Source organism: Alkalicoccobacillus plakortidis, assembly GCF_023703085.1.
In the GTDB taxonomy this organism is placed as follows: Bacteria; Bacillota; Bacilli; order Bacillales; family Bacillaceae_D; genus Alkalicoccobacillus; species Alkalicoccobacillus plakortidis.
Genome location: NZ_JAMQJY010000004.1, coordinates 35079 through 49122 on the forward strand (window position 1 = coordinate 35079; position 14044 = coordinate 49122).

The window sequence follows — 14044 nt, forward strand, 5'->3', positions numbered from 1 at the left end:
AGTTATTAAGAGTAGCACCAAGCCTCAAGAAGCTTAGGTGCTTTTTATTTGAGTCAGCTCAATAATGATTAAACATGTTATGAGATTTAAGGAAATCCATAAGAATTTCATCCGTATTTCTTTTGGATTTTCCTAGCCAGATTAGATGTCCCCATGTATCAAGTAAATGTAGTTCTGAGTTAGATATTTTTTCATGTGCAAAGTAAGGATGTTCTAACGGTACTGAGCTGTCATGCTTACTGTGCATAATAAGAGTAGGGCAGGTGATAGCTTGTAAATTCTCGGTAGATAATTCATTTATTTGTGAAAGATCAATAAGAAATCCGTGACCGGACCGTTGTCGATTATTCATTTTTCTTATTTCTTCAACATCCTCTTTGCTTAACTCATTCATTGCTTCATCTCGTGTTAATTTGCTAAAGGAAGGAAACATTTGATTAAAAATGAATTGAGGAAATAAATTATTTACTGAAGATATTAATTTCCATGTGTACTTTTCAGTTCTTGGGTGAAATAAAATTCTCGCTGCTTTATATTCTTTATCTTTGATAGTAAGCCATTCCTTTGTAACAGCTGATTGTAAAGTAAGCGAACAAACTACGTTTTGATATTTAGAAGCGAAACATAAACCACTAGGACCACCTGCGGACATTGCGATAAGATGAACTTTATTAATATTCAAATGATTTAGTAACTCCATATAAAACTCACATGCAATGGCTAGGCTTTTGCCCACTTCTTTTGATGAATTTCCATATCCTGGTCTAGAAGGAGTAATGATAGAGAAACCATTATCTATTAAAGCCTTATACCCGAACTCTTCATTACAATTCGAATGACCTCCGTGCATAATTAGTATAGGTTCTCCCTTACCTATAATAGAATACTCAAGAGTTAACCCATTTTTACAGAATGTCTCTATTCTTCTTTCCATAATATAGCCTCCATCTGCATAATTTTTTATAAAACAGTCTAGACCTACCTCTCTATAATAACGGTAATAACATTAGTAGTCAGATTAGGAGCCAAGAGTACCCCTTCTTTAGCTTTTTGCTCTATTATGAATAAATTATAATATAATGAAATGATATCAATAATATGTAATAATGAAAAGCATACGAATTCAGCGTTACATATTGGGGAATATAGTTAGTTTAAGAATTGATAAGAGTGTATGAACTATAATATTTAGAAACATGGTAGACAGTCAGGCATACTCTTATCTTATGCAACCAATGAAATATAAGAAGAGGATTTAGGACTAGAGTATAAATGTAATGACGAATAATTGTGTAATATTATTAATTAATGTTCGTTTTTAGGTTGTGAGATATATTTTTAATTAGGGTCTGATTTGTTAATGGTAAGAGAATCTAGCTTCACCAATTCTTCACCACGATAATTGAAAATGAATGATTTTATATGAAATGGGCGCAAATGAGTGTAAGTGGTGTGCGTGTTTGCAAGAGATAACACGTTTCCACGGCATTGAGGGCCTAGTGGGGTTAAACCCGTGGAGGTTCGAGTCCTCTCAACCGCATACGAATAAGTAAAGTACCTTAGCTATAAAAGCTTTGGTGCTTTTTTATTTTTAATGCAGGTGGTGGAATGTATTTGAAGAATGTTTAGAAGGTGAGTTTTTTAACCTAAAAGGAGGAATTAAAATGTTAAAATTAGGAGCTATTTTTATTCCGGTAACTGATGTAAAAAAATCTGTAGAATGGTATAAGGATGTCCTTGAATTAAATCATGTTGGGAATTGGCAAGGAGATGAAGGAGCGGATTTTTATTTTAACTCAGAAAAGCAATATGTAACCCTTGTAAAGTTAAATGAAAATCAACCAACAAAGTTTCTTACTAATTCTGAGTATCAAAATACTTACTATAATTTCACTACAGATAATATTGAGGAATTACACAGAAGGTTAAGCCAAAAAGGCGCAAAGGTAACAGAGATTTATGATGATGGAGCAATTTATGCATTTGAATTTTATGATCTAGATGAGAATAAATTGGGCGTTGTAGTTGATAAATAATGTGGGTTTATAGACATTTAGATTGAATACATATATCTATTACATAAGTGGTAAGTCTGAATAAATTCATTAAAAGAGTTGGAACTATATATATTCACTCGAGTTAATTAATCATAAAAATTTTAAAGAAGATTTATTAGCTTGCTACAATAAAAATAAACACCCTTTCACACTGTACCTAAATGAATAATAATAATTAGAAGATAAAAATTTAGGTGTTCCACTAAAAGGCGTATAATTAAATAATATACACTATGATTATTCGTGTTTATTCGGGGTGATTCTTTCTAAATTCTTTCCGTAACCATCTAATTTAAACTTAAATACATGTAAGAGAGAACGGCTTTATAGAGCTAAATGAGGTTAGTGTACCCATTGATACCGTTTCGCAAAATTGAGAGCTTAGTGAGGTTAAACTCGTGGAGGTTCGACTCCTCTCAACCGCTTAAAATGAAAACCATTTGAGTGCCAAGGCTTTTAAAGCTTTGGTGCTTTACTCGTTTTCAATGCAGGTATTCTTTTTTAATTGGTGAATAATTAGATATGCAGTGGTATTCCCCTGATTATTAATTTTCAAAATAAATTGACTAATCTTAATGAGGTGAACTGTTATGAGAAAATTACCTGTTATTATTGCAGTCGCAGCAATTTCTGGTGGTGGAAAAACAACAATAGCTAAACAGTTAAATCAAAAATTAGAAAATGTAAAGACACTTTATTTTGATAACTATAATTTTGAAGGTCCAGATGACATTATAAATTGGTTAGATAGAGGAGCCAATTATGAGGAGTGGAATTTGGCTCCATTAGTAAAAGATTTAGAAATACTACTTAGCGAATCTCTAGATTATATAGTGCTTGATTATCCGTTTGCTTATAAACACACAAACATGAGCAAATTTATTAATATCGCTGTGTTCATCGATACCCCTTTAGATATTGCAATGGCAAGAAGAATCACTAGAGATTTTAAGAATAAATCTGTCGATGATATATTGTCGGAGATGACTAATTATACTGCACAGGGGAGGAGGGGTTATCTTGAGATGCTAAAAACAATCAAGCCAAATTCTGATATTGTTATTGATGGTACGTTACCTTTATTAGAAACTGTTAATAAAATCTTACAATCTATAAATTCTAGTACATAGCTGAGAGTAAAGATAAAGGAGACTTATCATAAGGCGTAGAAGGTAGTGAAACTTAGTATTATGAGACATATTGAAAATAAGATAAAATCTTAATATTGAAAGTCGAACATTTCAAATAAAAAAAAGCTTTTTATTCGTTTTTTTGTTGATGGAATATAGTTACAAATTGATTGTGAGTACTGAAAATTAGAGGCTTTTTAGCTTCACCAATTCTTCACCACGAAATTTGAAAATGGACGTTTTTATATGAAGTGAGTGTAAATGAGTGCAAGTGGTGTGCGTGTTTGCAGGAGATAACACGTTTCCACGGAATTGAGGGCTTAGTGAGGTTAAACTCGTGGAGGTTCGACTCCTCTCAACCGCATACAGTAGTACCAAGGCGTTTATAGCTTTGGTGCTTTTTTGTTTTTATACATAATAAGGAGCAATATTTACCACGTCTTTACCATTCGGTTCAAAAATATGAGTCAAACTGAAAAGAATTTCTTATAAAAAAAGAAAACTCATGAAATGTTCATAGTTCGTATTAAATAAAACCTTAGCTATTTTAGTTTTTTTGTTGTGATATTTTTTGGACGGATAAGGTTTATACAAGCAAGGTTAAAAAATGCGATTAGAATTTAAAACTAAAATTATTTTATAAGGTGAACTAAGTTTATTATACTTCATTCTAATGTAATTAATTGTATATTAAAGGTGTTTAATTCCTCTTTTTTTCAGAATAGAATAATAGTATAAAAGAACCTTTACGTGTGCTTTAGTGTAAAAAAATAGATATATTACAAACTATATTCTCAAAAACAAGGATTAAGGTTGAAAGATTGTGAACTAAAATGTAAAAATGACGTTGTACCAAAAAAGGAAGGATTTGATTTTATTATGAAGAAGTTGGCGTCAGTTTTAGTTGCAAGTACTATGGTTGCATTTTTTGGGGGGGATTTAGCAAGCGCTGAAAGTAGTGATAGGAACTATCTTATAAATGAAAAAGGATTTGATTCGGAATTTATTGAAGATGCTCATGATGATGTAATCAAAGAACTAATCACAAAAGACTCGGTTCCGGTCGATCTTGATATCGAGAGAGAAACAATTTACCATAGTTTAGATGGCAAGAGTTATGAACAAACAGAAGATAATAAGGAAGAAATAGATAAAATTCGAGAAAGAGATATTAAATTACATAATGAAGAAAATCCAGATGAACAAGTTTTAGTTGATCAGGGAAGTTCTATTATGAGAGATTGGAATAGTCAAGTGAACTTTGGTAGCTTTTATGGTGGGACTAATATTGCATACTTCGGTAAAAAAGGTAATGAACATGAATACAAAATTTTTGGACAGTGGATGTATGATAGCCCAGTTTCATTTTACAATGGATATGATACGTTAGGGTTATTATGGGGGAACAAGCTCACTGGAATTTCTAATTCTGAAACAGCTTATGCGTGGGTTAAAGCTTTTAATGCAGATGGGCATTATATGAGAGATAACTCACATAACATCAGTGTTACACCTGAGGTTTACGGAGCTTATGCAGATATAAAAGTAAGTACAGCTTCTGAACAAGGTGCTGAATTTGGTTATGAAGTCAGAGTTCCAGATAGATACGATGGGGATACTGAAAGTGTTGTTACCGCTTGGGCGCATCCTTATTTTAATGGTTCTGTAGGTGTGAATATAGGTCCAGGGTCTATTAATTTTGATAATTTTTCAGGTGATGAGGAAAGATGGAGAACAAACTTTACTATTGGAGGATCACCTAACTAATAAATTTTATTAGCTCAAAAGACCTTTCTTGTAAGGAAGGTCTTTTGTTTTAAATGAAGTTGAATTTCTAGTAGGAGGAATTAAATGTGTCAAAAAAAGTATTTTTATTTATATCTATCTTAATACTAGCTTCTTGTAGCTATGATATAAGTGGCGCTGCATTTATGGAAGTCACAGAAAGGTTAGAGGATGGTGATAATTATTATACTAAAGTAAAAAATCAAGGTGGAGAAATCTATACATTAGAAATAGATGAAAACGTATTTAATCTTATTGAGGTTGGTTCTGAATACTTTATTTCTTATAAAAGTAATAACGATAAGGTCGGTGAGTTAGAGACTATAGAACCAAAATAGAAAAAAGGTGTGTGGAGGTTCGAGTCCTCTCAACCGCATACTAGTAGTACCAAGGCTTTTAGAGCTTTGGTGCTTTTTTGTTTTAATGCAGGTTATAGTAACTATTTGTTGAATGTAAAATAGTGAACCAATTATTTTACATCTAAGGATCATAAATTAATTTAGGTTGTCTTCGCTAACATGTATAGAGATTATTTTGGGAGGAGATTGTCTATGAGAGATAGAGGATCAGTCATAATTATAGAAGATGAAAAGGTATTACTAATTAAAAGAATAAGGGAAAACTTAATTTATTTTGTTTTTCCTGGTGGCGGTATTGAAAATAGAGAGACTCCAGAAGAAAGTGCTAAAAGAGAGGCTTTGGAGGAGTTGGGTTTAAAAGTAAAAATTAAAGAGTGTATTTCTAAAGTTGAATTTAACGGAACTCAATACTTTTTTCGAGCTCAAATTGTTTCAGGAGTATTAGGGACTGGATCAGGTGATGAATACACTGAAAAAAATATGGATAGAGGAAAGTATTTTCCGTTATGGATAAATATAAAAAGTTTATCCTCTATTGATGTAAGACCAAAGGAAGTTTCTCTAAAAATTCTAACCCTATGTAATAAAAAGCACTAATTAATTTCAAGATATTAGAGGCACTATAGGTGAAAATAGAGGCGAACAAATTAATTATTGTTCGTAATTAAATGATGGTATTTAATTACAATTCGATTATAAGTGCTAAAAATAAAGAGGTTTTTAGCTTCACCAATTCTTCACCATGATATTTGAAAATGGACGATTTTATATGAAATGGGCGCAAATGAGTGTAAGTAGTGTGCGTGTTCGAAGGAGATAACACGTTTCCACGGCATTGAGGGCTTAGTGAGGTTAAACTCGTGGAGGTTCGACTCCTCTCAACCGCATACTTATTAGTACCAAGGCTTTTAGAGCTTTGGTGCTTTTTTATTTATAATTATAAAATCAAAACCTAATATTAAGATATTGACTTTTTCATCCATATCATACATTTTAACATTAAAACATATGTTTGAATATTATTTACAAGGAGGTTTAAAATGATAGATACATATGAAGTAATTATAATTGGTGGAGGTCAAGCAGGCTTAGCAATGGCTTACGCATTAAATCAACAAAGTACTAACTACATTATACTTGATGAAAATGAAAAACCAGGTACTTCGTGGGAGAAGAGATATGATTCATTAACCTTATTTACACCAAGGAATTATAGCTCTTTGTACGAATATAATATAGAGGGAGAACCGAAAGGGTTCCCTAGTAAAGACGAGATTGCTTCATATTTGCAAAAGTTCGTGATGGAAAATGGCTTATCTATTAAACACAATGAAAAGGTGATAAATGTTACAAAGAACAAGAATAATACATTCAGTTTAGAAACTAATTCAAATACTTATATTACTAATCAAGTAGTCGTAGCTACAGGAGCATTTCATGATCCTTTTATTCCTAACATCCATGACCAGACAATTCCTTATATGATTCATTCATCAGAATATAAAAATTCTAACCAAGTCCCAGAGGGAAAGGTATTAGTTGTAGGCGCTGGAAATGCAGGAGTACAAATTGCAGCAGAGTTAAGCCATTCCCATGATGTCATTCTGTCTAGTAGTAAAAAGATTAAAAACATTCCTAATCATATAGTAGGTAAGAGTTTATTTTGGTGACTTGACGTACTTGGCATATCCAAAGCGAAACCCAATTCATTAATTGGAAAGTACCTACAGAGAAGAGACCCTATCATCGGTAATGATTATAAACGTGTAAAGAAAGAAGTGAAGAGGGTAAGTAGAGTATTAAAAATTGAACGAGGAAAAAGCTATTTTCAAAAAGATCATCCAATAGAGATAAACTCTATAATATGGGCAACGGGTTTTAGAAACCGATATGATTGGATTCATATCGATGGAGTCGTTGATTCAGAAGGAAAGCCTGTTCATTCATACGGTGAGTCAGTGGTTAATGGACTCTACTTTATAGGTCTAAGCTGGCAAAGTCGAAGAAGTTCTGCTTTGATTTATGGTGTAGATAAGGATGCTAATTATGTTGCAAAACTCATTTTAAAAAGTCAGAGTATAATCTTTGAAGCAAAAGAAAGAGATGATGTTTTAATTGTAGAAGATAACGGAGAATCACATTATTATTACGCTTTAGTAGAAGGGTAAGAAGCAGGGATAAATATCAAGATTTAATTACCGAACGTTATAGAATTATGTAGTTTATATATTCGTATTTCATAGATGGTTTAATTTTGTTATCAGGATATGGATACTTAAATTTATTGGGTTTTTAGATTCACCAATTCTTCACCACGATTTATGAAAATGGATGATTTTATGTGAAATGGGTTTAAGTGGTATGCGTGTTTGCAGGTGATAACACGTTTCCACGGAATTGAGGGCCTATTGGGTTTAACCCGTGGAGGTTCGAGTCCTCTCAACCGCATTTAGTTTTAAATGAGAAGTATCAAGGCTTTTAGAGCTTTGGTGCTTTTTTCAACTATAAAAATCAATGAAAGTAATATGTGATATGTATAATTCTAAAGTGTCAAATATGAATTGTTTGATTCCATAGTATTAAATGGTACGATAAGATAATTAGGGAGGTGCGTAAGTGAGAAATTTTAATAGTGATCTATCGTACATGATTCAGCAGATTAATCATTCTATGGAACAAATGATTAATGAAAGACTTGAGAGTGAAGGTGTAAGTACTTCTCAAGCACGTGTTCTTTATCACCTTTATACGACAGAAGGGTCAAATCAAAGAGAAATTCAAACTAGTTTATCTATAAAGTCATCTTCATTAACAAAACTAATTGATATTCTTGAAAAAAAGCAGTTAGTCATAAGAAAAGAAAGTCCGAATGATTCTAGAGTAAAGCTTATTTTTTTGACGGAAAAAGGTAAAGAAAAAGAAAAGCGTTTATGGCAGTTAAGAGAAGAAACAGAAACATTCTTATCTCAATCATTAACACCAGAACAGAAAGATAAGTTGATTGAATACTTAGCAACAATAAAAGGCACATTAAATTAATGTCTAGTAGGATAACATGCAAAATGCTAGTATTATAGTTAGTTAGCTAACTAACTATAATCAAAAATCTTAAGTAGAAGGTGTTAATATGAAAATAGATCAACCTAAAATTTCAAATGAATTAACGACAAAGAACTTTCAAGATATTTTTTACGAAGAAGACCCACACTTAAGTTATTGTTTAGTTTCCGAATCATCCTTTGATTCTGAAGATATGGACAGAGTTCATCTAAATAATATGATGATTAAGAACTCCACCTTTCAAAATACTGTTTTTACAAATATTAATATTACCGATGTTCATTTTGAAAACTGTGATTTTTCAAATGCTGATCTGACCGGCGCAAGTATACATAGAGCTACATTTAAAAATTGCAAATTATTAGGGGTTAAATTCGTAGAGTCAAGTTTTGGTAATGTATCGTTTAAGGATTCAGTGTTGACATTATGTGAGTTCGGGCACTCGAAGTTAAAACAAGTCATATTTGAAAGTAGTTTATTAAAAAATGCAGATTTTTATGATTGTAAGTTAACAAAAATAAAGTATGAACAATGCAATATTGATGGGGCAAGTTTTGACCGTACACCATTAAAAGGAATAGATATAAGTCGTTCTGAATTTGAGACTTTAACTGTATCCACTGAGGAATTAAAAGGGTGTATAGTCTCCACTCATCAAGCCATGATGTTTGCAACTTTACTGGGATTAGTGATAAAGGAGTAAAGAGGTATAAGCTAGATATACGATTTTATAAGAAATGGATCAAATGAGTGCAAGTAGTCCGAATGATTTCTATTAATATTTAACTTTTATTCGGATTTATCCTCAATATGTACTGCCAGTTTTACTCCATAATAATTAGAGAACATACAAAAGCGTGTAATACATAACAAAGAGTGTACTTATACTAAGGGTTTGTAACCCACTATACCCTTTCTCGCTATTGAGGGCCTAGTGGGGTTAAACCCGTGGAGGTCCGAGTCCTCCGGGCCGCATATTAGTAGTACCAAGGCTTTCGGAGCTTTGGTGCTTTTTTTGTTGTATGAGATAAAGATATAATAGTTCACCGTTTTTATTGATGAAAAATGGTTATGATGTATGATTAGGTAGCTCTATTTCAACTAAAATGTTATACATAACTTAAGCTATAGACTTTTATTAAATAAGAAGGAGGTATAGATAACTTTGAAGAGTTTATTTTTACGTCATAATCAGTTGCTCACACATCAAATTAGTAATGAACGTCATATTCCCAATCATTCACATGAGAACGTAGAAATTATATATATATTAAAAGGACAAATGAGCGTCTATATGGATCAAGAAGAATATGTACTCGAGAAAAATGATATTATTAGCATTAATTCAAATGGAGTACATTCCTTAATTCTAAAAGAAGAGCAAACACTATATATGGTTTTTCATATAAATTATAAAATGCTTACAGGGTTAATGGATGAGAAAAAGATCTTATTTATATGTAATTCTTCGATAGAGAAAACACCTAATTATCTCCCTCTTCAATCTTATATTGATTCTTATCTTAGGGTCTCTTATGAAAATAGTTATTATAAAGATGTTAGTCTTAACAAATTATCTTACCAGTTGGTAGAATATCTGGTTCAACATTTTTCAGTCTCTTACAATCAATCGTTATCTCTAGATCATAAAAATAAGAATCGAAAAAAGGAGATTGAAGAATATATTAAATCGAATTATTATAATGGGTTAAGTTTAAAAGATCTGGCCGATTACTTTTATCTCTCACCAACATACGTATCTAAATACTTTAAAGAAGTATTTGGAATGACCTTCTTAAAATATCTAAATAAAGTGCGATTAAATCATGCAATTAATGAGCTTTCTAGCACAAATTATTCTGTTACTTCAATTGCTATGAATACTGGATTCCCTAATGTAAGCTCCTTTATAAAAGGGTTTAAAGACGAATTTGGGACAACTCCACATGAATATAGATTGAGAGAACCTGTGACTCAAAGTGAACAAGAATCTGTATTACTAGATAGCTTCACAGAAGAGATTGAAAAGTTGCTTGAGGATAATCGATTAAAACAAATGAATTTTGATATAGATCAAGAAGAATATAAAATGGATCTGAATCTACAAAATAAGAAACCATTTAATCGATACTGGCGTAAGACAGTTAATTTAAGTGAAGCATCTAGATTAATGAATTATAACTCAGAAGAACAAATCACTCAGATCAAGAAAGACCTTGATTTTGAGTACGGAAGAGTATGGGGTGTGTTTTCGAAAGAAATGAAGCTTGTTAAGTCAGGGAGATTGGATGAAATCAACTTTTTTAATATAGAAAGAATTTTTGATTTCCTTATGAATGTAAATATTAAGCCTTATATTGTTATAAACGCTGAGGTGGATACGCAATTTTTGAGGTTAACTGATCATCATAATGAACAAAAAACGATAGATGATTTTCTTTCTGTTTTCCAAGCGTTTATCTCTCACATTGCTAATCGATATGGACTTTCACAAGTAGAAAATTGGTGTTTTGAAATTACGAATGGGTCTGAAAATGAATATGGTCAGAGTGATGACTACTTTTATTTCTTTAGCAGCATAAAAAAAATTCTAAATCAATTTTCAAATCATTTTAAAATAGGGGGATCCGGGCTTCCTATTAATTTTAAAAACGATGAACTCAGAATGTTTTTGAAAAGTTGGTTTAGCCAACAACAAAAACCAGATTTTCTAAGCTTTCATTCAAATCCAGAAGCTTCCCATGAATTTTCTAATGATAAGGATATTAGAAAACTTCTCGATGGGCAGTATATTAGAAATCAAGTATTAATAGCCAAAAGTATATTAAAAGATGAAGAGCTATTAATTGAAGAAATTCAGATCCCTATTTGGAACTTCACACCATCTCATCACACCATTCTTAATGACAGTTGTTATAAAGGAGCCTACGTAATAAAAAATATAATAGATTGTTATGATCTTGTTGATGCAATGGGTTATTGGTATGCATTGGACTCTATATCACCCAGTTCAAACACACCACAACTTTTATATGGAAGTCCAGGGCTTCTAAGTAAGCAAAACTTAAAAAAGCCGTCTTACCATGCATATGCCTTTCTTAATATTGGAAGAGGTACATACTTTCTTGGTAGGAATAATAACAGTTTAGTTACAACAGATGGTTCTGATAATTATTTTATTGTCTGCCATAACTGTGGTCATCTTAACTACAAGTACTTTATGGATCAATACACAATGGATAATCTGAAAATGTATGATGATATCTTTGAAGAAGAAGAGAAAAAAGTCTATAGTTATAAAATTAGTAATGTGAAGAATGGAATATATAAGGTTAAAATTCAATCGATTAATGAAGAATCAGGAAACTTGCAAAAAGAATGGACTAATATGAATTTAGGTGCAGATATTAGTAATAGTGAAATTCAGTACTTGAAAAACATAACAGTGCCAAGAATTAAAATTAAACAAATAAAAGTCGAAAATGGAATACTAGATCTTAAAACAACGATTGGTAGAAACGAATTTCAAAGTGTAAGAATTTCTTATCAGTACTAATACTGTCTGAGTAGATTCAGCCTTCAGGGTACATAGATTTCCTCTGAAGGTTTTTCTTGGTTTATTAAACAAGAATTTATTATGAATTATTGTTGTAAGCTAAATTTGTGATGAAATAGAGTAATAATTCAATGTAAATTATGATTAAAAAAGAGTATTTACTAGTAAATAAAAGCGCTATCATGAGGTTGTAATCATTATATGTACTAAGTGGGGGAGAAAATATGGAGCATAAAAAATTAGCACAAGACATCCTCAAGAATTTGGGTGGAAGTAATAATGTTGAATCGGCTACTCATTGTGTAACAAGGCTGAGACTCTCTATAAAAGATAAGACAAAAGTAAATGATGCAGCCATAAAAAATATGGAAAATGTAAGCGGTACAACGAATAGTGGAGGTCAATATCAAATTATTATTGGCCCAGCAGTGGAAAATGTTTATAAAGAATTCGAGAAAATATATAAGGGGAGTTCTAGTACTTCATCTAGTCAAAAAACAGGTGAGGGTAATCAAAAAAAGAAAAATATATTTAGCCGTATTGTAGACGTTCTTATTAGTTGTTTTGCACCAATTATTCCTGTAATAGCTGGTTCAGGGATGATTAAGGTATTAATTACAATTCTATTAACTACGGGTTTATTTAAAGAAGATAGCCCAACTATCAGTATACTAGCTATTCTCGGAGATGGTGTATTTTATTTCTTGCCATTTTTCATAGCTTATACAGCAGCAAAGAAATTTAATGTAGATCATTTTACGGCAATGGTTATGGCAGCTATTCTACTTCATCCAAATTTAGCAGCTTTATCAGCTGAAGGAGCTACATTTACTAGTTTCTTAGAAATACCTTTATATTTATTTAATTATAGTGCACAAGCGATACCAGTTATCTTGGCAATATGGTTGATGTCATACGTAGATCCGATTGCTAATCGTGTTAGTCCTACTATGTTAAAAGTATTTTTAAGACCTATGATCACTATTTTAATTGTAGCACCTGTTATGTTAATTCTATTTGGTCCTATGGGAGCTATTTTAGGTGACTACTTTAGCCAATTTGTAGAAGTTATGAACACATGGGGATGGATTGCAGTAAGTATCAACGCTCTTATATTTCCTTTTCTGGTTATTACAGGAACACATAATGCGATGATCCCATTAATTATAACGATGTTTGCAACGAATGGTTACGATCCAATTTTACTTGTTAGTGGGTTGTTAGTTAATATTGCTCAAGCGGGAGCAGCTTTCTCTGTAGCGATGAGAACAAAAAATCTCGCGATGCGTGGTACCGGACTTTCTGCTGGGGTTTCGGCATTATTTGGAATCACAGAACCAGCTTTGTACGGAGTCAATCTTAGACTAAAACGTCCTTTTATTGCTGTACTGATTGGGTCTGCTTTAGCTGGGGTAGTAGCAGGTTTAGCAGGAGTAACAGCTTATTCATTCGTAAGTCCGAGTGTCCTAACTATACCAATTTTCATTGGTCCTGAAGGCTTCATCTCGCTTGTTTGGGCTATCGTAGCTATGCTAACTGCGTTTATTTTAACTTTTATTTTGGTTTGGATTATGGGCTTTAAAGATCCTACTGATGATAATAACTCAGAAAAGTCAGAAGATACCACTGATCATTCACATGAGTCCGAAGTAAAAGTATATAGTCCGCTAAAAGGAGAAGCACTTCCTTTAGAAAAGGTAAAAGACGAGACATTTTCTTCTGGTGCTATGGGTAAAGGTGTTGCCATTATGCCGTCAGAAGGCAAAGTTGTGGCTCCTTTTGAAGGAACTGTTCAGGTGGTTAGTAACACAAAACATGCCGTAGGATTAGTTAGCGAAAGTGGTATGGAGCTACTTATCCACGTTGGAATTGATACTGTTGAACTTAAAGGTGAGCATTTTCAAACTCGAGTTGAAGTGGGCAACCATGTGAAAAAGGGAGACGTCTTATTAGATTTTAATCTAAAAGAGATTCAGCAGCTTGGTTACGATACAACAACTTCTATCGTTATTCTAAACTCAGATAAATATAGTGATTTAACGATTGAAAATGGAGAAATTGATTTTGGAGAAGCGATTATAAAATAATGAGTACGGA

The 14044-nt window shown here is 32.1% G+C and carries 12 protein-coding genes; 11 read left to right on the plus strand and 1 reads right to left on the minus strand.

From position 1 onward, the window contains the following. Positions 1–58: 58 nt before the first annotated feature. Positions 59–934 (minus strand): alpha/beta fold hydrolase, encoded by an 876-nt coding sequence (locus NDM98_RS19595; protein WP_251611214.1) that lies wholly within the window; start codon positions 932–934, stop codon positions 59–61. A gap of 730 nt (positions 935–1664) precedes the next feature. Here NDM98_RS19595 and NDM98_RS19600 point away from each other — a divergent pair. The 11 genes from NDM98_RS19600 (at position 1665) to NDM98_RS19650 (ending at position 14034) form a co-directional block, all read left to right on the plus strand. Continuing rightward, positions 1665–2036 (plus strand): VOC family protein, encoded by a 372-nt coding sequence (locus tag NDM98_RS19600; RefSeq protein WP_251611215.1) that lies wholly within the window; start codon positions 1665–1667, stop codon positions 2034–2036. A 611-nt stretch (positions 2037–2647) separates the two neighbouring features. After that, positions 2648–3187, plus strand: coding sequence for a nucleoside/nucleotide kinase family protein (locus tag NDM98_RS19605; RefSeq protein ID WP_251611216.1), 540 nt, complete (start codon positions 2648–2650; stop codon positions 3185–3187). An 813-nt stretch (positions 3188–4000) separates the two neighbouring features. Then, positions 4001–4954, plus strand: a complete 954-nt coding sequence (locus NDM98_RS19610) for a hypothetical protein (protein ID WP_251611217.1) — start codon at positions 4001–4003, stop codon at positions 4952–4954. 86 nt (positions 4955–5040) lie between these two features. Continuing rightward, on the plus strand, positions 5041–5310 hold the full coding sequence (locus NDM98_RS19615) for a hypothetical protein (protein WP_251611219.1): 270 nt from the start codon (positions 5041–5043) through the stop codon (positions 5308–5310). Between the two features lie 213 nt (positions 5311–5523). Next, positions 5524–5928, plus strand: a complete 405-nt coding sequence (locus NDM98_RS19620) for an NUDIX hydrolase (protein ID WP_251611221.1) — start codon at positions 5524–5526, stop codon at positions 5926–5928. Positions 5929–6371: 443 nt separating this feature from the next. Continuing rightward, complete coding sequence (locus NDM98_RS19625) at positions 6372–7001, plus strand: flavin-containing monooxygenase (RefSeq protein WP_251611222.1); 630 nt, start codon at positions 6372–6374, stop codon at positions 6999–7001. A 108-nt stretch (positions 7002–7109) separates the two neighbouring features. Continuing rightward, positions 7110–7499 carry a hypothetical protein gene (locus tag NDM98_RS19630; RefSeq protein WP_251611224.1) on the plus strand — a complete coding sequence of 130 codons (390 nt, stop codon included), beginning with the start codon at positions 7110–7112 and terminating at the stop codon, positions 7497–7499. Between the two features lie 448 nt (positions 7500–7947). Next, positions 7948–8370 carry a MarR family winged helix-turn-helix transcriptional regulator gene (locus tag NDM98_RS19635; protein WP_251611225.1) on the plus strand — a complete coding sequence of 141 codons (423 nt, stop codon included), beginning with the start codon at positions 7948–7950 and terminating at the stop codon, positions 8368–8370. Positions 8371–8458: 88 nt separating this feature from the next. After that, a complete protein-coding gene (locus NDM98_RS19640; protein ID WP_251611226.1) occupies positions 8459–9094 on the plus strand; it encodes a pentapeptide repeat-containing protein in 636 nt (211 codons plus the stop codon). 462 nt (positions 9095–9556) lie between these two features. Next, the gene (locus tag NDM98_RS19645; protein WP_251611227.1) at positions 9557–11947 is read left to right on the plus strand and encodes a GH39 family glycosyl hydrolase; all 2391 of its coding nucleotides are present in this window, start codon (positions 9557–9559) and stop codon (positions 11945–11947) included. A 224-nt stretch (positions 11948–12171) separates the two neighbouring features. Next, positions 12172–14034 carry a beta-glucoside-specific PTS transporter subunit IIABC gene (locus NDM98_RS19650; protein ID WP_251611228.1) on the plus strand — a complete coding sequence of 621 codons (1863 nt, stop codon included), beginning with the start codon at positions 12172–12174 and terminating at the stop codon, positions 14032–14034. The last annotated feature ends 10 nt before the right edge of the window (positions 14035–14044 follow it).